Consider the following 20,639-nt stretch of genomic DNA (forward strand, 5'->3'; position numbering starts at 1 on the left):
GCGTCGAAATCGTCAGCGGCGTGTCAACACCTTATGGCTAGCCGACAGCCAGGCACCGCTGGCGTCGTAGCGGCGAATCAGGCGCTCCATCCGACCAGGGACCGGCAGCCAGCCGCCCTCCAATACGAAAGCCTCGCGGTGGCTGACTTGCTCCGGCAGGCGACAGAAGCCGCCGTCGGGCAGCAGCCTCAGACCCTCGAGCTCAGCGGCACCCAGCACCAGCTGGCAGTCGGCGATGTCAGGCTCGAGCCAGTCAGCGCTGATTGTGGCCGCCTTGCCTTCCCAGGTGCCAAGCAGTTGATTGGCGCTTGTGGGCGCACACTCCTCAGCTCCGCTGCCGGCGCGGAACTCACGGATCAGAACGAGTTGGTCGAATGTGCCAGCTTCGTTGTAGAGCTGCACCAGCCGGTGGCGCCGGTTCAGCCCGATGAAGCCGAACTCGCCGCCAAAGACAGTGTTCGGGGCCACCTGCAGCGACCCCTTGTTGAATGCCCCCGAATCAAAAAACACTGCTTGGCGACCGAGGCTGCGGTAGTCCTGCTCAGTGACATAGCTGGGTTCGCCGGCCCCGTCTGCCGGCCCGCCACCAGGAGCGATCGCGACGCCGGCGGGCCAGCGGCATAGCCCAAAGCGCACCAGCTGGTCGCTGTCATCACTCTTGAGGGTCAGCACCGACGGGGAGCTCTCGCTCAGCGTGCCATCGGCAGTGATGGTGGTGAAACTGCCGCGCCACTCACCCAGGTTGCGTAGGAAGTTCTGCCACTGGCTGGCCATGGAGCACCGCTCATCGGCCACGAGCGTAGGCAGCGGTGGCCTGCAAACGCCCCCAATTAGCCGCAACAGACCCTAGTTAGCCAATACAGTCTACGGCTCCATTCCCAGGGAACAGCCTGGTAAAAAAGATCCATCCCCCCCAGATCTGCAGCTTGAAGCAGTCATTGTGGCTGGTCCGAGTGCGCTTCCTGCGTCAGGTCTTTGATATTTTAGCGAGAGCCACGAGGATTATGTAACTTGCTACAAGAGTTAATGCCGACCCGATCGATTGGAAAACATTCTTTCTAGTAATGGCTGTTACAGTTTCTTTATCCCCTCAAGGACTCCCATGGACCAAGACACCCCAACGACTCCAAGCGCCCTCGATCGCGCCACCATCCGTGGTGCCACGGTCACCACCGAGGACGGCGGTCGCCTCAATGCCTTCGCCACCGAACCGCGCATGGAAGTGGTGAGTGCCGATCGCGGCTGGGGTTTTCATGAGCGCGCTGAGAAGCTCAACGGCCGCCTGGCCATGCTCGGCTTCATCGCCCTGCTGATCACCGAATACGCCCGAGGCGGCGAGGCCTTCACCCGCAGCATCTTGGGAATCGGCTGATCCTGTTTCCATGCCGGTGCCTACGGGCTCTGGGCTTGGCGGGATCGCCGCCAAGGGGTCTGCTGCGCACCCTGACCCGGAAGCTGCCAGCCTTGGCCGATTCCATGCCCGTCGGTCCACCGAGCCGCCATGAACGCAGTTCTCACGCCGCCGCTCACCGAGGAGACGCTCAAGGCCCTGTTCACCAAGCCCTATGGGGCTCCGGGGCCCAGCGCGGAGCAGTGGCGGGCCGTCTACGACGAGTCGGTCCATTTCCAGGACCCAACCCAGGAGAAGCAAGGCATCGAGGCCTACATCGCTGCCCAGGAGGGACTGATGCGCCGCTGTGATGATGTTTTCCTTGAGCCCGGGGCCGTTGCGCTCAGCGGTGAGACGGCCTTTGTGGAGTGGACGATGGGCCTGAAGATCAAGGGGATCGAGTTCGTCTATCCCGGCACCACCCGCCTGCGCATCGGTACCGACGGAATGATCGTCGAGCATCGCGACTATTTCGATTTCGTTGGCCCCACCTTTGAGCCCGTGCCGGTGGTTGGTGGCTTCGTGCGCTGGCTGTACCGGCGGTTCGTGGCTTGAAGCTGGCCGGAGGCGTCCATCACACCATCAGCAACACAACTTCATCTCCAAGTGTGTTTGTTGTTCTCCACATGAGGCCTGCCATTAGCACCGATGAGCAAGCATTGTCAGCAGATCGAAGAGTCGGGAGGCTCCAGTCGTGCTGCACACCATCCCGTTGCTAGCCGCTACCTGTCTGGCAGGATTCGCAGTGCTGCAATTCCTGTTCAACACCATTTCGTAGTGATCATCCACAGCCTGACGCCCGAACCGTTGGGTGACGAATGGCTTCGTGTGGTTTTGGCTCAAGCAGTGGATCCGGTTGCGTTATCCCTCTGCTCTCTGCATTCGCTCTGACGATTTACAACGAACACTGGCGATTCAGCGGCCTGGCGACTGGTTGATTCCCGACGTTCGCACGGCTGCTGAATTCAACGTCAGCTGCCTCCCAGGCGCGGTGCAACAAGCGGATGGGGGAGAGATCCCGGCCCTCGGCCCGCTGGGCGAAGCAAGCCTGGAGCATCCGATCGTGGTCTGCTGCTCGGTGGGGTTGCGCAGCGCGGCCGTCGTGGACCAGCTTCGGCAGCGGGGCTTTCGCAGGGCCGTGAATCTCGAGGGAGGGCTGTTTGAATGGGTGAATCAGGGACATCAGCTGGTGCATGGGGGCCGACCCACCATGCGGGTGCATCCGGCACACCCACAGAGCCGACCTCTGATCTCGACCGGCCGGCCCAACCCTGAGTGGTGCTGGCGGTGGATGGCGGCAGCATCGACGCCACCCGGGCGATCGCCATCACGCCGGGGTGAACTGCATCCCGCTGCTCACCTGCCAGCTGCACCAGGGACTGCTGGACCACGGGGAGCACCTCACACCCGCCGCTGCACCAGCTGGACGAGGACCTGCAGCGCCAGGGGGGCTGGCTCAGCGATGGCTTGACAATCGCGATGAATTTTCAGCTCGCCAGGACGCTGAAGATACTGCCGAAACATTTGAACCTCTGGGGGTTCAACCTGATGTGGTAGCCGCAACGCCTCCGAATCGACCCTAAACGACCAGGAACGGAGGTGACGGCACATCGGTTCATCACCTTTGGGCGGTCAACATCTAGGATTATCAGAATCCATACGATCAGGGGAGGCCAGGATGGGATCCTTGACAGGCTTGCTTCTTGTTCTACTTCTCCTTCTTGGCAGCAAGGGAATCAAACTAGATCGCGAATACCAGCGCGGCGTCATCTTCCGCCTAGGACGCCTCAAGGGCGTGATGGGGCCAGGTATGTACTGGATCGTTCCCTTTGTGGATCAGAAAGTACAACTTGATGTACGAACCAAAACCGTCAGCATTGAGCCCCAGGAAACCGTCACGGCAGATAGCGTGACCATCAAGGTCAACGCCGTTCTGTATTACCGGATTCTCAATGGCGACATGGCAGTGATCCGCGTCGAGAACTATGAGATCGCTGTTTATCAGGTTGCCCTGACCACACTCCGTAATGTGGTGGGTCAGAATATGTTGGATGACGTGTTGCAGAGCCGAGACAAAATAAACCTCAAGGTTCAGGAGATCGTCGACGAAATCACAGAACCATGGGGTATTGAGATTGAGCGTGTGGAGATCAAGGATGTCGAGATACCGCTGGGCATGCAACGAGCCATGGCCAAGGAAGCGGAAGCACTGCGCGAAAAGCGCGCTCGTCTGATCAAGGCGGCTGCGGAACAGGAGGCATCCATCAAGCTCTCGGAAGCCTCGAAGACCATCCTGCAGAGCCCTTTGGCTCTTGAGTTGAGGCGCATGCAGATGCTCACTGAGATCGGAGCCGAGAACAACACCACGACAGTCGTGATGATTCCCTCTGACCTGATCACACTTGCAAGACATTGGTCCGCTCCGGCCGACAGGCCATCCAGCACTGTGAAGGACTCGATGACTGAATCGAGCCCAGTCGATTCCGACCAGGATTGAGGTTTCGATCGCCGCAATCACGATTCGCGTGACTATCATCATGAATGCAGCCACCGGCTTGGCGGCTGCTGAAGAAGCGCAAGGAGCTGAGCCGCAAGAAAGCTCTCAAGCTCTGGAGCGAACTACGACAGAAGGGCTGGCAGTCCTGCAGTTCCCAATGGTGATCGCCAGCACCGACCGAACCGATTCAGCGTCACCAGAGTGAAGCGAGGACCGATGACCGCCACCTTTTTGATGAGCACCACCCCCAGCCACGCCGCTACCGGTTGGTGGATCAACAAGGTCAGCCCCACCCGGAGCTCGATGAGCACTACGAATCGTCGGAAGAGGCGTGGGCCTTCGCCAGGCGGTGGTGGAACCGGACCGGCGGCGGTGACGACGGCCCCCAGGTGAGAGCCCGATTGGCCTCGGAATGGAGGTGAGCACCGAGAGCGGCCACTTGCGCACCATTCGAAGTCCGCAGGCCTGATCGGGCCCTGATCCCTCCTCCTCCCCTCGCTTGCTTTCTGCAAAGGTGAGCGAACAGGCCACTCTTCCCCTGGCACGCCCGTCTCCGACCGATCAGGCCCAGGCCAGTCCGCAGCCCACCGAGGTGCTGGCGGGATCGATCGAGCGCGTCACCTTCCATAACGCCGAGAACGGCTTCTGCGTGCTGCGCATCAAGGCCCGCGGCCACCGCGACCTGGTGACGGTGGTGGGCCATGCCGCTGAGATCAGCGCCGGCGAGTGGGTGACGGTGAGCGGCACCTGGGTGAACAGCCGCGAGCACGGCCAGCAGTTCAAGGCCTCCTTCCTCAAGGCCTCGGCGCCTACAACCGCCGAGGGCATAGAGAAGTACCTGGGCTCGGGAATGATCCGCGGCATCGGCCCGATCTACGCCAGCAAGCTCGTGGCGACCTTCGGCGATCAGGTATTCGAGGTGATCGAGCAGGCCCCCGAGCGCCTACGAGAGGTGCCCGGCATCGGCCCGGTGCGGGGGCAGCGGATCAGCCAGGCCTGGGCCGATCAGAAGGTGGTGCGCGAAATCATGGTGTTTCTGCACAGCCATGGCGTCGGCACCGCCCGGGCCGTGCGGATCTTCAGGACGTACGGCAATGACGCTGTGCAGGTGATGGCGGAGAACCCCTACCGACTGGCGCGCGACATCCGCGGCATCGGCTTCCGCACCGCCGATGCGATCGCCGCGCGGCTTGGCATCAAGCCTGAGGCGATGATCCGCCTGCGGGCCGGCGTCAATTACGCCCTGCTGGAGGCCAGCGGTGCTGGCCACTGCGGGTTGCCCAGCGCCGAGCTGCTCAAGCTGGCCGGGGACTTGCTCAGCGTCGAGCGACCCAGCGAGGCGGCAGCGGAAAGCGAATCGGCATCGGAACCCGTGGCCACAAGCCGGGTGCCGCTGGAGCCAGGGTTGATCCAGAGCGCCCTGGATCTGGAGCTGGCTGAAGGTTCGGTGGTGGCCGACACCCTGGCCGGTGAGCCGGCGATCTTCCTTTCAAATTTGCACCGCGATGAGCGCCGTATTGCGGCTTCCCTTCAGGCGCTGGGCCAGGGCCAGCCGCCCTGGGGACGCATCGAGGCGGCGAAAGCCATCCCCTGGGTGGAGCAACGCCTCGCCCTCGAGCTGGCCGCCAGCCAGAAGCTGGCGGTGGAGCAGGCCCTGGCGGCCAAGGTGCTGGTGATCACCGGTGGGCCGGGGGTGGGTAAGACCACCTTGATCAACGCCATCCTTCGCATCCTGGCGGCCAAGCGGCTGCGGATCCTGCTCTGCGCCCCCACCGGCCGTGCCGCCAAGCGGATGGGCGAAACCACCGGGCTTGAGGCCAAAACCATCCACCGGTTGCTGGAGTTCGATCCGGCGGCCTTCGGCTTCAAGCGCAATGCCGAGCTGCCGCTGGAGTGCGATCTGCTGGTGGTGGATGAAACCTCGATGGTGGATGTGCCCCTGATGGCCTCCCTGCTGGACGCCCTCCCAACCGAGGCGGCCTTGCTGCTGGTGGGCGATGTGGATCAGTTGCCCTCGGTGGGTCCCGGCCAGGTGCTCGCCGATCTGATCAACAGTGGCGCCCTGCCGGTGGCCCGGCTCACGGAGGTGTTCCGCCAGGCGGCCTCCAGCCGCATCATCACCACCGCCCACGCCATCAATGCCGGCACCATCCCCGATCTGCGGCCGCCGCCGAATGAGGCCACAACCGACTTTTATTTCCTGCCCGCCGAGACCCCCGAGCAGGCGGTGGCCTTGATCCTCAAGGTGGTGGGCGAACGCATCCCGGCCCGCTTTGGCCTTGATCCGATCGCCCAGGTGCAGGTGCTCTGCCCGATGGCCCGCGGTGGCTGCGGCTCAAGGTCGCTCAACATCGAGCTGCAGAACCTGCTGAACCCCGACCCCGCCGAGCAGGTGGAGCGCTTTGGCTGGCGGTTTGCGCCGGCCGACAAGGTGATGCAGGTGGCCAACGACTATGAGAAGGAGGTGTTCAACGGCGATGTGGGCACAGTGGAAACGATCGATGCCGATGCCAGCGAACTCACGGTGCGTTTTGACGGCCGCGAGGTGACCTACGGCTGGGGAGAGCTCGACAACCTGGTGCCCGCCTACGCCTGCACGATCCACAAGAGCCAGGGCAGCGAATACCCCGCCGTGGTGATCCCTTTGCTCACTCAGCACTACGCCATGCTGCAGCGCAATCTGGTGTACACCGGCATTACCCGCGGCAAGCAGCTGGTGGTGCTGGTGGGCCAGAAGAAAGCGCTGGCAATGGCGGTGAAGAACCATCTGGGCCGCAGGCGATATACCAAGCTGGCGGAGTGGCTCAGTTGAGCGGCAGCTTCAGGGGAATCGGACCCGCAGAGGGCGGAGCAGGTTCAGCCATGGCATTCGCAGCCACAGCCGGCGTGGCAGGGCTCACCATTGGGGTGCCCCTTGGCGCAGGCGTCGCTGCAGAACAATGAGGTGCCACTGCGGAAGGGTGTCTCTGGTTGCACCGTGCAGTTGCAGCCCGGGCAGGCGCATTTCAAAGCGGTTGGTCTCTCCAGGGTCGTGGTCATGGCCTCTCCTTGCTCAGGGCAGCTGAACCCACTCTGGAGCCGGCGGCGCTGCGGTGGATCGGTTCGCCGTACTGACAAGCAAGCCAGGCGGATCTATCAATGAATCAGAGGCCACGACCAGGGCAGCGCGAGCCGAGACCCTGCAACCGGCCAAAGGGCGCCCGACACGGGGCGCCCTTCCCATTGGGGACGAGTCCAGCGGTGAGCATGACCGGGGAAGCAAGCCGAGCAGAGCCGCTTCTCTTAGGCTGCCCTTGGCTTCTGGGCTGCTATGCGCCTCGACGAACTGCTGGCTCAGGCTCCAAGGATCCGGGAGATCGCCACTGAGCACGGCGCCACCAATCTGGCGGCGTTCGGGTCCGTGGCCCGTGATCAGGCCGGACCCGATAGTGATGTGGACCTCCTGGTGGATCTGCCCCCCCGTACCGGCCTGCTGGAGCGCATCGCCCTGAAGCTGGCTTTGGAAGACACGTTGCACTGCCGCGTGGATTTGATTCGCCGACGCAATCTCAAGCCAACCGCCCTGGCCTCTGCTGAGCGGGATGCGATTCCCCTGTGATGGAGCCTAGGGATCGTGATGCCCTGGGCGACATCCTGACCGCGATCCGGCGTGTTCAAGGATTCCCCATCCCCGATCGCGAGACGTTTCTGGCCAGCGACCTTCTACAGGACGCGGTGGTGCGCAATCTTGAGATCATCGGAGAAGCGACAAAGCGTTTGAGCGACAACTGCCGCCAGCAACATCCGCAGATTCCCTGGCGGGAGATGGCCGGGATGCGGGACGTGCTGATCCATGCCTATGACCGTGTGGATCTCGAGGAGGTGTGGATCACCTTGAGCGAGCAACTGCCTGCTCTCCTGATGGAGATCGAGCCTCTGCTCAGGGTGTGATCAGGTGGACCCTGATCGGCGCCGTTGCCCTCATCGCCTGGTGGGGCAACGGCTTCTCTGAGGCCATGGCGCAGGCCCAAGGGCCGACCTCCGCCACGGTGCTCTCGATCGGTGATGGCGACACGATCCGCGTGCAGCAAGGTGCCAAGCGGATCACGATCCGGCTGGCCTGCATCGACGCCCCAGAGATGGCGCAAGCTCCCGATGGCGCCAATGCCCGCAGCTACCTGCAAAGCCGCCTGCGTTTGGGCTCCAGCGTGACGCTGAGGCCCCAGACGGTGGATCGGTTTGGCCGCACCGTTGCCGAGGTGATCAGAGGCCCTATCAGCGTTAACCTGCAGATGGTCGAGCAGGGCGAGGCCGCCGTCTATCGGCAGTACCTATCCCGATGTGACCGAGAGAGGTACCTGGCAGCCGAGGGACAGGCCCGACTGGGTAGAAGGGGGATCTGGGGCAACCCGCCGCTGCAACAGATGCCTTGGGATTTCCGGCGGTGCCGGCGAGAGGGTGGCTGCTGATGGCATCAGGTGAAGCCCAGTGCCATTCAGATCCAGAGGAAATAGCCTTCACTGACCGTCCTTCAATCGACCATGCGTACCGCTGCCTTGGCTTTGATCGCGCTCATCGGAGTGGCCTCAGTGACGCTGCCTGCCTCTGCGAAGGTGCTCGTTGAAGGCGCTCCTAGCCCCGGAGGCTTCTATTGGCAGAAGGTGCAGAAGGCCGATAAGTCAATCCAGTATAGCTGCCGCAAGAAAGGCGATTCCGCAATTCAGAAGAGCGCACAGTGCAATGGAGCGAAGGCAGTTAAGCCCTGAGGATTCGCCTTGACCGAAGCCCTCGATCACCGCGCCGCCCGCCGCTCCGAGCTGTGCCTTGAACTGGAGGCCGCTGCCCGCCGCCTCAAAGCCACGGCGCCAGACAGTGCTGATCGAGCGCTGGCAGCAGTGGAGTTTGCTGAGATCCATGACGCGGTGTTGGCGTTGGGTGAGGAGCTGCACTGAGGGCGAAGATATTTCCTATCCGCTGCGAGAGCCTTCGATGAAAAGACGTACAGCCGCACCTCTTAGCTCTTGCAAAGATCTGGCTGGTAGTTAAGGTCCAGAAAACAACGCCTCAGCAACATGGCCCTCACCGGATCTGAACTGCTCGCCAAAGTCAAGGAGCTTGGTGATGCCTCCAAGTCCGATCTGGTGCGAGCCGCCGGCTACGTGAGCAGCAAGAAGAACGGCAGTGAGCGGCTGAACTTCACGGCCTTCTATGAGGCATTGCTGGAAGCCAAGGGCGTCAGCCTTGGAGATGGCGGTGGCAACGGCAAAGGGAAGGCCGGCCGGAGCTTGAGTTACGTGGCCACGGTTCAGGGCAACGGCAATCTGCTGGTGGGCAAGGCCTACACCGGCCTGCTCGATCTCAAGCCCGGCGATGAGTTCGAGATCAAGGTGGGTAAGAAGCAGATCCGGCTGATCCCAGTGGGTGCGGCCGACGAGGAGGAGTGAGCGGGTTGGCCGTGGGTCCGCCTCACCCAGGTCGACGAAACGGTTCGCATGACACCAGGAAGCCGCTGACGTGGTCGGGCCACTTGGCCAGCACCAGCAGCTCCCGGGGCTCGCGGGCAAAGCCTTTCTGGGAGAGGGCGGTGAACTCGGCCAAGTTGTCGTGGGTGACCAAGGGCTTGACCCGCTTGGCGGCGTCGCAGGCGTAGACGAACTCCTGCCCCTGTTCAGCCATGCACTGCTCGTAGGCCTCCTCGAAGCTCACTCCCTGATCTTGAAGCCGCACGAATGCATCGAGTTCAGGGGGGAGGTGCTCCAGCCAGAGGGGAAGACTCCTCACCGGGCCGATGGTGACCGCGCCGCTGTGGAGGTGCATCAGCACCACGGTGGCCTCCACGTGGCGAGCTGATCAGCCCGTTTCCAAAGCTGTTCGGCCTGAGCCATCGGCATCTCCCCGGCGCCGGATGCCGTAGATCGCCCTCACTGTCTCCAGTGGTTTATCGAAATCCTCCCAAGGGTCCCAGTCGCTGATCAGGTCACGGGTCACCGTTCTTCCGTGCTCCAGCCCCCGGAAGATCGCTTCCGGATCGGCCGGCTCCGTGGAGGGCCCAGTAACGAGGTTGGTGGCGATGCCCAGCTGGAACTGGGCCAGGGCGAACAGGATCGTGAAGAAGGGATCGCTGCGCCCGAAACCCGCCTGGAACGCCAGCACGCCGCATTCCTCTGCCGCGCTGGTGCCGTAGCCACCGAGCACGTGGCAGCAGTCGTGGCGCACCAATGGCGGCGGAGCCCCCCCCACTTCGCCCGGCAGGTTGAAGCCGTTGTGGGCGATGAAGTCGCTGTAGGCCAGGGCGAGGCTGCCCTCGGGGTAGTGGGCCAGCTGGCGGTAGCGCTCGGCCAGGGCAGGATCTTCCTTCTGCAGGATCGCCCGAGCTAATTTCAGGGCACCACCCAGGCCCTCATCGCGCAGGTAGCTGATCGCTACCCCCTTTTGGAAGCCCCGGCGGGCCATGTCCAGCAGCACCATGTTGAACTGGCGCTCGAGCACATGGCGGAAGGCCTGCACCGGTGCGTCATCGAGACCCAGGGCCTGGGCCGTGGCCTGCAGCCGCTCCAGCTGGGCGTGACTGGGCTCCTGCTCCATGAGCGCCAGCACTGTCATGCCCCTCAAGATGCGCTCGCGCCATTCGGTCTCTGGCACCGCCGCCGCCAGCTGCTCGGGACTCAGGGGCTCGAGCTGATCGAGGGGGATCGGCTGCTGGATCAGGTGGTCTCGGATCGCGGTGATCGTGCGCAGGGCGATCGGGCTGGGGGGCCCCTCCAGCGAGGCGATCGCCAGCAGACTCGACAGCCCTGCCCGGCCGATCGGCTCGCGCTGCTCCTCAGGGGGTTGAAGTTGAAGGTTGAAGGTCAAAGCTTGGGCTCCGAAGCGTCCAGAACGAATTTGCTCGTAGCCAGGGGGGTGTAGATGGTTTTGGCCTGTTCCTTGCTAGCACCGCTGCGGATCTTGTCGGCCACACACCCGCAGGTGAAGTTCACCATCCCAGCCTGGGGGCCTTCCACCAGCTGCTGCTGAGGCTCGATGGCTGGGGCGCCTGGACGCTCGAGCCGGTCTGATCGATGGGGGCTCAGCCCCCTTGGGGTTCGTTCGCCGCCAGCCGGAAGAGGTCCTGCTCGCGGCTGTAGCGAAACAGGCCGCAACTGCGGGTCCAGCTGATGAAGGTGTCGAACACCGCTTCCGCCTCCTGGCCGGTGAACTGCTCGTTGAGCCGCTCGAGCACGGTGTCGCCCTCCACCTCGGCCCGGGGGCTGGCCTCCAGCGCCACCTGCAGTTGGCGGCGGAGCAGTTGCTGCTGGCCGTCCTCGTCGGCATCGCGCAGGCTCCGGCCTGGGGCTGGCGATCGCCTCGCGCATCTGCGCCTCCCACGGCGGTGGCATTCAGGTCACCAGTGAGCCCGGTGAGGGAAGCTGCTTCACGGTGGAGTTGCCGGCCAGCTCCTAGCCAGGGGCAGCTGGGCCTCGGCGAGGGCCCTCAGCAGTCGCCGGCGCAGTTCGCGGCCGCAGAGCCATTGGTCGCCGGCGCTGGTGGTCAGCAACACCGATACGTCGACCCCCAGGGGCGTGATCTCAACCACCCCACGGCACCAGGGGGCCTTCAGTAGTTTGCCGGCCCAGTCAGGATCAGCGGCGAAGTCTGCCGCTGCCGCCTCGATGACCGCCAGGGCCCTGTCAACGTCGCTCAGGGGTTGGGCCAGGACCAGTCGCACATCCACGCCGGAGCGGAACTTGGTGTGGTTGATCGCCCTGACCACATCCACGCTGGCGTTCTGGATCACGACCACCCGGTCATCCATTGTGCGCAGCAAGGTGCTCAGGACACCCACATCCACCACTGTTCCACCCAGCCCAGCGATCTCCACGAAGTCACCGATGGCGTAGCGGTCTTCGATCAGCACCAGCAGGCCGGCGACGAAATCCCGCAGCAGGTTCTGGAACACGAAGGCCAGGCCACCCAGCAGGGCCCCTCCGGTCACCAGGGCGGAAGCGGAGGCGTCCTGCACCCCGGGGATGCCGATCAGGATCAGCACCACCACCAGGGCGATGCAACCCAGGTCGATCAGCCGATGGGACACCAGCAACAGGCTGCGGTAGCGCTGCTCCCGCCGGGCGCGCTCATCGAGCGGCACCCGCAGGCTGGTCGACCACTGGTGCAGGAGAAAGTCGGCGAGCAGCCGCAGCAGCACCGCCAGCAGGCCCACCAACAACACTTTGACCAGGGCGCTTAACGGCTGCAGAAGCAGCGCCAGTCCCAGGGGGATCTGTCCCGGCACCACCATCACCGCCAGGCCCACCATCACAGTGCCCAGGGCAAGCACGATGAGGAACATCAGGCTGCTGGCGCCCTTGCTCAGTTGCAGGGCCAGCTTCTGCCGCAGGCTGAGGTTTGTGTCCTCGATCAGCTGCCAGCGGGTGACAAGCCTGCGGCTCAGTGAAAGAAGCCACAGGCTCAGGGCCAGAACCGCCCCCACCACCAACTCGACCATGACGGTGATCGCCAGCCGCTGTTGCAGGGCGTTGGCCTGCAGCATCAGGCGCGCATGGCGCAGACGCCTTTCCAGCAGGCCTCTCCATCGCTTGGCAAGGGCGTCGGTGCTCATGCCGTTAAAGCGGGAATCAGCCGCGGTGACCGTCAGCAGCGGCAGGGGTTCGGGGTGATTCGGCAACCGAGCCTCGAGCACATTGAGTCCGTCGGCGTCGCGAACGACCTCGATCTTCAGGTCGTCCGGGCGGCCGCCAAGGCCCCAGCCAGCACCCCTGCAGGCCCGGTCGGAGCCGTGCAGCACCAGGCTTTCGAGCAGCTCCTCGCCAAGAGCCTGGGCGCTGCCGCACAGCACCTGCGGTAAATAGAGGAGCGAGAGATTCCCCTCAATCACCGACGCCCGGCGGAGGGCATTGGGGCCAGCCCGGCCGGACGTGACCACCGGCGAGGCGACGCTGATGGCGGGGATGCCAAGGATGTTCACGTTGGCCACCTCGTAGCTGCCGGCCGTAGCCACCGGGGATGGGGAGACCGTGGCGGTGGAGTCGCCCGCTGCGAGCAGCGGAGCGGCATGGCTCAGCGGTTGTAGCAGGACCATCACCAGGGCGAGAGTCCCCAGAACCCCGAAGAGCCAGCGGCTGAGCCTTGTGCTCATGGAGCGGGGTTGAAGACGCAACTGCCGCTGGAGGTATTGAGGTCATTGCTGACCTGTTTGCTGATGGTCAGGGTCTTTTGGTTGAGGCGGAATTCCACTTCATAGCTGACATCACGGCTCAGTAACGTGGGGCAGATGAACACAATCTGACTGGGGGTATAAATCGCACTCAGGATGAATTTTTCTTTGGAGGAGTTGATGAACTCCACGCTTTTCTTAGCTTCCTGGCTCTTCATGAACCAGTTCAGGATGTTGGTAGGGGCCGTTGCGGTGGGCTCTCTGAGGGAGAAGTTCAGCCACGGGGATCCAGCCTGGGACGGTGCGGCCAGAAGGGTGGACAGACAGGTCAGCAACAGGGCGCCGCTAGCGCGGGTGGAGATCGTCAACGAGAGAGCGACCTTCAGGCTGGCTCAGGTTAGCCGGAACGCCGTAATTTCCCATATTACAGGGGCCGCCCATAGCGGTACCAGCACCGCCATCACCATCAGGGAATGGGCTTCCAGTTGAGGGCGCGCAGGAGCGATTTGCGGTGGTACTACTTGGTGATCACCACCAGCTTATCGACTAAGGCCTTCATCCCTGCAGCACTCAGGCCGCCCCCCATGGAGGCCCTTTCAGATCGCGACTTTGCTCCTTGGCGACCAATTTAATCATTTGCCAACTGGACCCAGCAATTCAGAGAATCCAGTTTCTGACAGAGATTCTCGAGCTTCCATGGCCTTGGTGATCGGGGCAACCGGCGGCATCCTGGCGCTGCTCGATCGCGCCGATCAGCTGCTGCCGGTGTTTGGCGTCCCCACCCTGCTGGCGGATTGTGCCTTCCCCAGCGCGGAGTTGCTGTGCTGATTTGAAGCAAACCCCGCTGGCAGTACGTGATGCGGCGGCTGCTTGGCAGCTGCCAAGGTTTCCATGGCGTGTAGCTCTGGGCTGAGTGCAGTCAGCGTGCCAACCTTCTACTGTCCCATCCCACCGGCCTGGCCACTGTGGAGCCCTGGAACCTGATGGCGAACGCCCCGCTGCAGCTCGACCTGTTCTGGAGCTTCGCCCGGCGGTTCTGGTGCGAGCATCTGTTCCGTGATCAGAAGTCCGGTCCTTTCCAGCTGGAATCCAGTGGTCTGCGTCAAGCGGAGCGGACTGATCGCCTCCTGCTGGTGACCACGATCGCAGTGCTGGTGGCATGCTCTCAGGGATGCGCCATCAGCCTGGGCTGTTTACGCGCTCAGATAGATTTCTGTGATGGGATTTGTGCGCATCAGCCTGAAGTGGATTCAGCAGACGGTCTAAAAACTCAGCCGGGACCTGCTGCCCTGGGTGCCAATCCCCCTACGCGGCCTTGAAGCCTGCTTCCCCAGTCGTGAGGTCCATCGTCATGGTAGACAATACTGGTTCGAGCGAGTAGGGCTACCGAGCGATCTACTACCACCATCCCCGCTGAGACTCGCGTGAGAAGTGTCGCTCCATCAGGGGGTGAGCATTTCATGGCGTCTCTGCCTGAGATGCAAGCGGGAATCACTGTGCCGTCAAGTGCTCAGAGGGAGCGAGGCTCCTGACGCGCCATCCAGCCACCTGCATGGTTATGGCCCTCTATTGGTAGGATAAAAAAAGATCAGAATTCAATGATGCACAAGCGTATAGCCGCCAGCCTGTCCGCGGCCCTGGTCAGCGCCCTGATGGTTGCCGCTCCAGTTCGTGCTGGCGAGACGTTGTCGTTCTCCTATGGCCCCCTGATCCGCTCGCTGAAGATCAGTTCTCTGAAAACGTTTGCTGAAAGCGGTCAGATACCTGATGATTTGGCCTATTTTTTACAGCTCACATCCCAGCAACAAGAGGACAATCTACGAAAGGCGCTGGTCAAGAAGGCGGAGATCGATCCGCTCACCGTTTCGCGCTTCTTCAACAGTGCAATGGGGGAACAGGTTCTGGAGCGGCTGGGCAACGGGATCACCCTCATGCGGGCCGGAAACGGCAAGTATGCGATTCGATCAGCCCTGGTTGGGGCCGCCTTCTCTACCGAGGGCCTGACCCTGCTGAATGTGCTGGAGAAGTTGCCCACCAACATGCAGATACACGGAGAGAAGCTACAGGGAGCAGCCAGAGGGGCCAAGCGCGTCATCAAGGCCACCGAGACCCTCAGCGAGTTACTGCGTGAGCTCACCGCAAAGGAAGCGGCCAGTGAGCCTCGCATCGACTACACCACCTTGCCGGCTCCAGACAAGCCAGGCCCCCATGCGGTGAAGAAGGAGGTATGGAACCTGGTGGATCAGAGCCGCCAGCGAAAATTTTACGTAGATGTCTACCGACCGGAAGGCAAGGATGAGAAGGTGATTCCGGTCCTCGTCATCTCCCATGGACTGGCCTCCCGCCCGGAAGACTTCGCGGCAGGGTCTCAGCTTCTGGCAAGCCATGGCTTTTTGGTGGCCGTTCCCCAGCATCCCGGCAGCGACACGATCTGGCTGAAGGAGATGCTGAGAGGCCTTCACAAGGATATCTTCGATGGCAAAGAATTCATCAATCGGCCCAAGGACATCAGCTATGTGATCGATGAATTGGAGCGCCGGAATCAGAAGGAATTCAACGGCAAACTCGACCTCAATAATGTCGGCATCGCCGGACACTCCTTCGGTGGCTACACCGCGCTGGCCATTGCGGGAGCCACCATCGATTTCGAGCATCTACAGAAAGAGTGCGCCCGTGAGTTCAATCCGAATGCCTCCATACTGCTCTCCTGTCGTGCCCTGGAGCTGCCTCGCCAGGATTATCAGATGCGGGATCCACGCGTCAAGGCCGTACTGGCCGCCAATCCGGTGAATCGAGCCATCTTCGGCCCCATAGGTCTCGGCAAGATAGCCATTCCGATCGTGATCGCTTCAGGCAGTTACGATCCCGCCACCCCCGCCGCCCTGGAGCAGGCCGATAGTTTCACCTGGGTCACCGTTCCCCAGCGGTACTGGGTCATGGTGGAGGGGCAGGCCCACGTGGACTTCAGCCAGATCGATCCGGGGATCGAAGAGGCCATCAAGACCGCGACGGATTTCACCCTTCCCAGTCAGGGGACGATCAGCAAGTATTTCACGGGTGTGGCCGTGCCCTTCTTCGGCATCTACATCCAGAAGAACGAAAGCCTCCGGCCCTTCCTGCGTTCATCCTATGCGGAGTATCTCAGCACCAACCAGACCTTCAAGCTCGACTTCATTAGTGGGGCTTCCACCCCCTCACTGCAGGCAGGCATGGACGCCTTCCGCAGGGCCAACCCTTGAAACCGCCAAGAGGGCTGTAGGGATAGGATCTCAGAACACATTCAGCGGCTAGGATGGATAATTCAAGCTGATAGAAGCTCTCAGCTGCCTCCTGCCTCCTGTTCACCCTCTTCTCAGGGTCAAAAGCCCTGTGGAGTTACAACACGTGGCGGGAGGCGATCCACTCCATTGCTATCGCAGTTCGCTTTCACAACAGGAAAAACCTATGAACAAACGTACCCTGCCACTCGCGTTCACCGCCGTGCTTCTGTCCGGAGCTATCGACGCCGTCAAAGCCCAGCCGTATCCAATGCTCGACAGAGCCGCCGCATTGGTCATCCAGAAGTATCAGACCTCCTCCTGCGAGCAACTGGCCGCCGCTCACGCCGCGCCACCGAGCGACATAGCGAAGGCCTCCGTCCAGAAGATGCGCCAGGATCCGCTGCTGCGTCAGGCATTCATCAATAAAGTGGCGGCACCGATCGCCAACAAGCTGTTCGATTGCGGAATGATTCCGTAACGTCTAACCCACTTGTGCAGGGGCCTCCAGGGCGCGTCAGGGGAGGCCCTGACCGGTTTCGTAACAGAGAAAATCAAGTCTGGCGCAACGATGTACGCCGATGGATGAATGGCCTACGGCGGCCTAATGGAGGGGGGATATAGACACGTACGGTTGAATCTCTCTGCAACCGAAGAGAAAGCGCATATTCTTCTGCTGGCGGTACACCGGGATGCGTCGCCGCTCAAAAGGCCGTTGCTGTACTTCTACCAGCAGCACTCAAAGCTGCACCTGCAGCCGTATTGCGATGAGTAAACTTTCCGCTTCAATAGGCTCTTTTCACGCGCACGAGGGATGTTGTTCTTCCGTCTGTGGAGTTGGCAGTTCATGCCAAGCCTTTGTCCTACAAGGAACTGATTCACTCCCGGCGCCAACGGCCATGGCCTACCGCGTGCGCAAAATAACATATGCTACACTGCTATTATAGAATTGGATTTCTGTTTGATTTTGCCCATTAAGCCAGGCAGCCAAATGCCTGAAAGTGCTCCTCGTGCTCCCATGGGCATGGTGATTGGCGCGACCGGCAGCATCCTGGCGCTGCTGGCGATCGCGCCGATCGCCTCCGCCCAGCAGGTTCCGCAGGCCCCGCAAAGCGAAGCTGCGCCAGCTGCTGAAGTAACTGCTCCCGCACCGGTTTCCCCCTGGGCCGGCACAGTGGAGCTCTATGGCTTTGCCCCCCTGCGCACCACGGGCAGTACCACGGTCACAGGCATCACCGCAGACCTCGATCTCAGCCTTGATCAGGTGTTGCGGCCCCTGACCGGGATCGCCGCCATCCGCGGCAGCGTCGAGTACAACCGCTTCGGGTTCCTCACCGACCTGAGCTATGTGTCTTTAAAGGGCGCAGAGGGGAGAACAGTCCCAGGCCGGGAGTTTGAAAAGGCCTTTGCAGGCAGGGAGTTCACGCGCGGCGGCGTCAGCGTCGGCGTCAGTGGTCCCAGCCTCAAGGCCAGCTCGAGCGAAAGCAGCGTGGCAGCCAGCGTGGGAAACATTCAGGGCATTTACGACTTCGCCCTGCGTTACCGCTTCGGAGATCGAGAAACGGCGACCGCCAAGGCCGGAAGTTTCGCGATCATTCCCTATGCGGGTGTGCGGCTTGTGGATATGCGATTCAACCTCGGCTTCGAGCGCGAGACACCGACCCGTACCCTGGACGTGCAGGGGCCTTCCGTGACGGCCACGGTGCAGGGACCGAACCAGAGTGTCGCGGCGACAAGGCCTGGCGGCACGGCCACCTTCGAGCGGCCATCGCGAACGATCGTGCGCACCGGTGAGTTCGGCGGCACCGTGGTGCAGCCGCTGATCGGCACCCAGGCGATGGTGTTTCTCTCCCCCCGCCTGCGCCTGTTCGCCCGCGGCGACCTCGGCGGCTTCGGTGTGAACAATGCCGATGACTACTCCTGGAACACCCAGGTGGGCGCGGGCTATGCGATCGGGAACTCCACACAGCTGAATCTCTCCTGGCGCTACATGCACCTGGGCGGTACCAATGGGTCTAACCCTGAAAATGCCTACAACATCGATCAAAACGGTATCGAAGCCGGGGTCAAGTTCTTCTTCTGATCTCCCGGGATCCAATCCCTGTGGGATTTGGCTCTTGGGCTTGCCTGCCGCGACACAACACGCGCTCCAGCTATCCGCCGTCCTCCAGGCTTGGATCACCTTTTGATCTGGTGCCACGGTGTGACGTCCGCCAAGCGTAACAATGGGCACCTGGCCGGTATCGTGAACGAAAGTTGCGCTAAATTTGCAAAAAACACCGCCAGCACAACGAAATTGAGGCCACTGCCCCAGTCATGTTGCGAGGCTCAATCGATCGCAACGTGCAAACTGAGTGCATGTTGAGTTTCAGAACTCGCGGCAGCAGCAGCAGCCAATCACCATCACTGATCAGAGAGAGCAATCAATGGCGATCGATAACAGCTCCGCTTCTGGTTCGAGGAATCCCTACGGTGGCGGGCCAAGTACGGGGATAACGCTGCCGCCTTATTACCGGCCCACGCCGTCGGTGGCGAACGCCAACACCTTCTTCCCTGGCGTGGAAGAGCTAGGCAGCGACGAGATGCGCATCACGTTTGTGGGCAGTGCGCCGGTGCCGCCCACCCATCGGCAGGCGGGTACGTCGATCATGGTCGAGCTGGGCAACGGCAAGCGCTTCTTCTTCGATCTCGGCCCTGGCTGCCTGCGCAACATCGTCGCGATGCAGGTCCCACTCCAGCTGGTGAACGACATTTTCATCACCCACCTGCACGTCGATCACTACGGCGAGCTTCCCTACATCTACGCTTTTTCCCCCTGGATGGGGCGCTGGAAGCCGCTCCGCGTCACGGGCCCCTCCGGCCGCACGCCCAAGGATGGCCTCAAGGCCATGATCGAGGGGATGAAGGCGATGACCCACTGGCACACAGATAGCTTCAACCTCTTCCCAATCGGGGATGGCTATGAGGTCGATGTCAACGAGTTTGACTATCGCGATGATAACGGCATCTGCTATGAAGAAGATGGCGTTGTCATCAGGCACTGGCGTCGTGTCCACGGCAAAGACGGGGCCTCGGCCTATCGCCTCGACTGGAATGGCCTCTCCTTTGTCTTCACAGGTGATGGCCGACCTGATGAAAATACAGTGAGATACTCCCAGGGTGTTGACGTCTTCGTGTCTGAGCTGCAACCCGACACCATGAACATACAGGCCCTTAAGTTCGGCATTCCGCCACTCATGGGCCTTGTCCCAATTGATGTGGCGCATACGGTTCACTACGCAGCGGGCTATCTGTTCAAGCAGGTGCAGCCTCGCCTGGCGATGGCCACACACCTGAGCTACGACGAGGAATTGATCCCTGAAATTCTGGCGGGCGTGCGCACACACTGGGACGGCCTCTTCCAGTTCGGTGCCCCGGATGGCGTCGTCGTCAACGTCACCAAGAAGGCCATCTGGACCCGCAAGGCGGCGTTGCCCGAGTCGGCAAACTTCTCGCGACCATCGGCCAAGGAGGCGATGGAACTATTCGACATCAGCCTGAACAAGACCACCGTGGACTTCCCGAATCCGAGACGCAGATTGTCGGATATCGAAGATCCAGAGACGCGGCGGGCACTGGAGATCGATCCGAAGAAGTATTATCCTCCGGATGTCTATCGCGAGCCCAATCCGAATTGGCCCAAGGATTTCAAGATCGACATCAAGAGTATTGTGAAAGATAAAATTGTAAAGAAGATTCAGTCAATCTTTTGGGGCAACGAGTAGCTATCACACGCCTCGAATGTGAACCTGAGCTGAACGGAGAACTGATCTCGGGCAGCTTCTCCCACTGGGATGGCCTGTTCGTGATTGGCGCTCTAGATGTGAGAGCGGTGAATGTAGTCAACGAAACCGCAGGGAATCGTGGCGCTGCCTTGCCTAGTTTTTGTGTTCCCGCAAGTCCCACAGCGCAACAGATGCTTGCGGGGTTGACGACTCCCAGTCAACTGCTACCGAAGGGCACCACATTCTCCAAACCCTGGCTAACGCGTAAAGCGCAGCAGAATGAGATCTACCGTAAGATCGAGATCGATCCCGAAAAGCACACTCCGACATTTGCTAAGAATGATCTGGCCCATAGTTGGCCGGAGGTTAAGATCAACGTTGAGGAGTTGATGAAACAGGCCAAAGGTGGGACTTGTGATGTTTGACCCTACGACAGCCATCCCGCTGACGATCCTCACCGGATTTCTCGGATCCGGTAAGACGACCTTATTGAATCGCATTCTCAACGGCAATCACGGGCTGCGCGTTGCCGTTCTCGTGAATGACTTTGGATCCATCAATATCGATGCCGAGCTCGTCGTTGGTGTGGAAAGTGATG

At 61.7% G+C, this 20,639-nt stretch carries 26 protein-coding genes; 19 read left to right on the forward strand and 7 right to left on the reverse strand.

Annotated elements, in window-relative coordinates:
- Positions 1–12 precede the first annotated feature (12 nt).
- A complete protein-coding gene (locus CJZ82_RS09425) occupies positions 13–774 on the reverse strand; it encodes a DUF3598 family protein (RefSeq protein ID WP_094555518.1) in 762 nt (253 codons plus the stop codon).
- Positions 775–1,102: 328 nt separating this feature from the next.
- Between CJZ82_RS09425 and CJZ82_RS09430 the strand changes: the two genes are divergently transcribed.
- From CJZ82_RS09430 to CJZ82_RS09455, 6 genes are all read left to right on the forward strand, one after another.
- On the forward strand, positions 1,103–1,372 hold the full coding sequence (locus CJZ82_RS09430) for a high light inducible protein (RefSeq protein WP_094555519.1): 270 nt from the start codon (positions 1,103–1,105) through the stop codon (positions 1,370–1,372).
- A 129-nt stretch (positions 1,373–1,501) separates the two neighbouring features.
- Positions 1,502–1,945 carry a nuclear transport factor 2 family protein gene (locus CJZ82_RS09435; protein WP_094555520.1) on the forward strand — a complete coding sequence of 148 codons (444 nt, stop codon included), beginning with the start codon at positions 1,502–1,504 and terminating at the stop codon, positions 1,943–1,945.
- Positions 1,946–2,216: 271 nt separating this feature from the next.
- Positions 2,217–2,861: a rhodanese-like domain-containing protein gene (locus CJZ82_RS19605; protein ID WP_369820042.1), complete on the forward strand. Its 645-nt coding sequence runs from the start codon at positions 2,217–2,219 to the stop codon at positions 2,859–2,861.
- Positions 2,862–3,068: 207 nt separating this feature from the next.
- A complete protein-coding gene (locus tag CJZ82_RS09445) occupies positions 3,069–3,887 on the forward strand; it encodes a slipin family protein (protein ID WP_094555521.1) in 819 nt (272 codons plus the stop codon).
- A 44-nt stretch (positions 3,888–3,931) separates the two neighbouring features.
- Positions 3,932–4,051, forward strand: coding sequence for a DUF1651 domain-containing protein (locus CJZ82_RS19610; protein ID WP_143593612.1), 120 nt, complete (start codon positions 3,932–3,934; stop codon positions 4,049–4,051).
- Positions 4,052–4,401: 350 nt separating this feature from the next.
- Positions 4,402–6,699, forward strand: coding sequence for an ATP-dependent RecD-like DNA helicase (locus tag CJZ82_RS09455; RefSeq protein WP_198949718.1), 2,298 nt, complete (start codon positions 4,402–4,404; stop codon positions 6,697–6,699).
- Positions 6,700–6,743: 44 nt separating this feature from the next.
- Here the strand turns inward: CJZ82_RS09455 and CJZ82_RS09460 are convergent, their stop codons facing one another.
- Positions 6,744–6,926 carry a conjugal transfer protein TrbI gene (locus CJZ82_RS09460; protein WP_094555522.1) on the reverse strand — a complete coding sequence of 61 codons (183 nt, stop codon included), beginning with the start codon at positions 6,924–6,926 and terminating at the stop codon, positions 6,744–6,746.
- Positions 6,927–7,197: 271 nt separating this feature from the next.
- On the opposite strand from CJZ82_RS09460, the gene CJZ82_RS09465 reads away from it, so the two are divergent.
- The 5 genes from CJZ82_RS09465 to CJZ82_RS09485 all read left to right on the forward strand — a co-directional run bounded on the left by CJZ82_RS09465 (position 7,198) and on the right by CJZ82_RS09485 (position 9,310).
- A complete protein-coding gene (locus CJZ82_RS09465) occupies positions 7,198–7,485 on the forward strand; it encodes a nucleotidyltransferase family protein (protein ID WP_094555523.1) in 288 nt (95 codons plus the stop codon).
- Positions 7,485–7,817, forward strand: a complete 333-nt coding sequence (locus CJZ82_RS09470) for a DUF86 domain-containing protein (protein ID WP_094555524.1) — start codon at positions 7,485–7,487, stop codon at positions 7,815–7,817. Before CJZ82_RS09465 ends, CJZ82_RS09470 begins: the two co-directional genes overlap by 1 nt.
- Before the next feature lie 65 nt (positions 7,818–7,882).
- On the forward strand, positions 7,883–8,335 hold the full coding sequence (locus CJZ82_RS09475) for a thermonuclease family protein (protein ID WP_094555557.1): 453 nt from the start codon (positions 7,883–7,885) through the stop codon (positions 8,333–8,335).
- A gap of 306 nt (positions 8,336–8,641) precedes the next feature.
- Positions 8,642–8,818 (forward strand): hypothetical protein, encoded by a 177-nt coding sequence (locus CJZ82_RS18375; RefSeq protein WP_158218532.1) that lies wholly within the window; start codon positions 8,642–8,644, stop codon positions 8,816–8,818.
- Positions 8,819–8,938: 120 nt separating this feature from the next.
- Positions 8,939–9,310, forward strand: a complete 372-nt coding sequence (locus CJZ82_RS09485) for an AbrB family transcriptional regulator (protein WP_094555526.1) — start codon at positions 8,939–8,941, stop codon at positions 9,308–9,310.
- A gap of 22 nt (positions 9,311–9,332) precedes the next feature.
- Here CJZ82_RS09485 and CJZ82_RS09490 read toward each other — a convergent pair whose 3' ends face one another.
- The 3 genes from CJZ82_RS09490 to CJZ82_RS09500 all read right to left on the reverse strand — a co-directional run bounded on the left by CJZ82_RS09490 (position 9,333) and on the right by CJZ82_RS09500 (position 11,187).
- A complete protein-coding gene (locus CJZ82_RS09490; protein WP_094555527.1) occupies positions 9,333–9,704 on the reverse strand; it encodes a hypothetical protein in 372 nt (123 codons plus the stop codon).
- A 12-nt stretch (positions 9,705–9,716) separates the two neighbouring features.
- Positions 9,717–10,721, reverse strand: coding sequence for a hypothetical protein (locus CJZ82_RS09495; protein ID WP_094555528.1), 1,005 nt, complete (start codon positions 10,719–10,721; stop codon positions 9,717–9,719).
- Positions 10,722–10,935: 214 nt separating this feature from the next.
- A complete protein-coding gene (locus CJZ82_RS09500) occupies positions 10,936–11,187 on the reverse strand; it encodes an AAA-associated domain-containing protein (protein ID WP_094555529.1) in 252 nt (83 codons plus the stop codon).
- A gap of 32 nt (positions 11,188–11,219) precedes the next feature.
- Between CJZ82_RS09500 and CJZ82_RS09505 the strand changes: the two genes are divergently transcribed.
- On the forward strand, positions 11,220–11,309 hold the full coding sequence (locus CJZ82_RS09505) for a hypothetical protein (RefSeq protein ID WP_304442164.1): 90 nt from the start codon (positions 11,220–11,222) through the stop codon (positions 11,307–11,309).
- Here the strand turns inward: CJZ82_RS09505 and CJZ82_RS09510 are convergent.
- Both CJZ82_RS09510 and CJZ82_RS17870 read right to left on the reverse strand, forming a co-directional pair.
- Entirely contained in the window at positions 11,281–13,002 is a 1,722-nt protein-coding gene (locus CJZ82_RS09510; RefSeq protein WP_094555530.1) for a mechanosensitive ion channel family protein, read from the reverse strand. The two genes, CJZ82_RS09505 and CJZ82_RS09510, sit on opposite strands and share 29 nt — an antisense overlap.
- Complete coding sequence (locus tag CJZ82_RS17870; RefSeq protein ID WP_143593613.1) at positions 12,999–13,388, reverse strand: hypothetical protein; 390 nt, start codon at positions 13,386–13,388, stop codon at positions 12,999–13,001. Before CJZ82_RS17870 ends, CJZ82_RS09510 begins: the two co-directional genes overlap by 4 nt.
- A 328-nt stretch (positions 13,389–13,716) precedes the next feature.
- Here CJZ82_RS17870 and CJZ82_RS19360 point away from each other — a divergent pair, with 328 nt between their 5' ends.
- The 7 genes from CJZ82_RS19360 to CJZ82_RS09560 form a co-directional block, all read left to right on the forward strand.
- On the forward strand, positions 13,717–13,848 hold the full coding sequence (locus tag CJZ82_RS19360) for a hypothetical protein (protein WP_255380882.1): 132 nt from the start codon (positions 13,717–13,719) through the stop codon (positions 13,846–13,848).
- 824 nt (positions 13,849–14,672) lie between these two features.
- Entirely contained in the window at positions 14,673–16,259 is a 1,587-nt protein-coding gene (locus tag CJZ82_RS09530) for an alpha/beta hydrolase (protein WP_233130162.1), read from the forward strand.
- Between the two features lie 205 nt (positions 16,260–16,464).
- Positions 16,465–16,758 (forward strand): hypothetical protein, encoded by a 294-nt coding sequence (locus tag CJZ82_RS09535; RefSeq protein ID WP_094555535.1) that lies wholly within the window; start codon positions 16,465–16,467, stop codon positions 16,756–16,758.
- 537 nt (positions 16,759–17,295) lie between these two features.
- On the forward strand, positions 17,296–18,360 hold the full coding sequence (locus CJZ82_RS09545; RefSeq protein WP_233130163.1) for a hypothetical protein: 1,065 nt from the start codon (positions 17,296–17,298) through the stop codon (positions 18,358–18,360).
- Positions 18,361–18,631: 271 nt separating this feature from the next.
- A complete protein-coding gene (gntH, locus tag CJZ82_RS09550) occupies positions 18,632–20,041 on the forward strand; it encodes a guanitoxin biosynthesis MBL fold metallo-hydrolase GntH (RefSeq protein WP_094555537.1) in 1,410 nt (469 codons plus the stop codon).
- A complete protein-coding gene (locus tag CJZ82_RS17875) occupies positions 20,026–20,466 on the forward strand; it encodes a hypothetical protein (RefSeq protein ID WP_143593614.1) in 441 nt (146 codons plus the stop codon). Before gntH ends, CJZ82_RS17875 begins: the two co-directional genes overlap by 16 nt.
- A partial coding sequence (locus CJZ82_RS09560; protein ID WP_143593615.1) for a GTP-binding protein occupies positions 20,459–20,639 on the forward strand: 181 nt, incomplete at its 3' end. The genes CJZ82_RS17875 and CJZ82_RS09560, both read left to right, overlap by 8 nt.

The organism is Synechococcus sp. 1G10, assembly GCF_002252625.1.
In the GTDB taxonomy this organism is placed as follows: domain Bacteria; phylum Cyanobacteriota; class Cyanobacteriia; order PCC-6307; family Cyanobiaceae; genus Regnicoccus_A.

What these genes read in the sequence shown, in the direction of transcription:
- CJZ82_RS09485 (WP_094555526.1), top strand. Translation starts at nt 8,939, where the DNA reads ATGGCCCTCACCGGATCTGAACTGCTCGCCAAAGTCAAGGAGCTTGGT.
- CJZ82_RS09435 (WP_094555520.1), top strand. Translation starts at nt 1,502, where the DNA reads ATGAACGCAGTTCTCACGCCGCCGCTCACCGAGGAGACGCTCAAGGCC.
- CJZ82_RS09445 (WP_094555521.1), top strand. Translation starts at nt 3,069, where the DNA reads ATGGGATCCTTGACAGGCTTGCTTCTTGTTCTACTTCTCCTTCTTGGC.
- CJZ82_RS19360 (WP_255380882.1), top strand. Translation starts at nt 13,717, where the DNA reads ATGGCCTTGGTGATCGGGGCAACCGGCGGCATCCTGGCGCTGCTCGAT.
- CJZ82_RS09510 (WP_094555530.1), bottom strand. Translation starts at nt 13,002, where the DNA reads ATGAGCACAAGGCTCAGCCGCTGGCTCTTCGGGGTTCTGGGGACTCTC.
- CJZ82_RS19610 (WP_143593612.1), top strand. Translation starts at nt 3,932, where the DNA reads ATGCAGCCACCGGCTTGGCGGCTGCTGAAGAAGCGCAAGGAGCTGAGC.
- CJZ82_RS09430 (WP_094555519.1), top strand. Translation starts at nt 1,103, where the DNA reads ATGGACCAAGACACCCCAACGACTCCAAGCGCCCTCGATCGCGCCACC.
- CJZ82_RS09530 (WP_233130162.1), top strand. Translation starts at nt 14,673, where the DNA reads ATGGTTGCCGCTCCAGTTCGTGCTGGCGAGACGTTGTCGTTCTCCTAT.
- CJZ82_RS09460 (WP_094555522.1), bottom strand. Translation starts at nt 6,926, where the DNA reads ATGACCACGACCCTGGAGAGACCAACCGCTTTGAAATGCGCCTGCCCG.
- CJZ82_RS09465 (WP_094555523.1), top strand. Translation starts at nt 7,198, where the DNA reads ATGCGCCTCGACGAACTGCTGGCTCAGGCTCCAAGGATCCGGGAGATC.
- CJZ82_RS09475 (WP_094555557.1), top strand. Translation starts at nt 7,883, where the DNA reads ATGGCGCAGGCCCAAGGGCCGACCTCCGCCACGGTGCTCTCGATCGGT.
- CJZ82_RS09470 (WP_094555524.1), top strand. Translation starts at nt 7,485, where the DNA reads ATGGAGCCTAGGGATCGTGATGCCCTGGGCGACATCCTGACCGCGATC.
- CJZ82_RS09425 (WP_094555518.1), bottom strand. Translation starts at nt 774, where the DNA reads ATGGCCAGCCAGTGGCAGAACTTCCTACGCAACCTGGGTGAGTGGCGC.
- CJZ82_RS09545 (WP_233130163.1), top strand. Translation starts at nt 17,296, where the DNA reads ATGGGCATGGTGATTGGCGCGACCGGCAGCATCCTGGCGCTGCTGGCG.
- CJZ82_RS09535 (WP_094555535.1), top strand. Translation starts at nt 16,465, where the DNA reads ATGAACAAACGTACCCTGCCACTCGCGTTCACCGCCGTGCTTCTGTCC.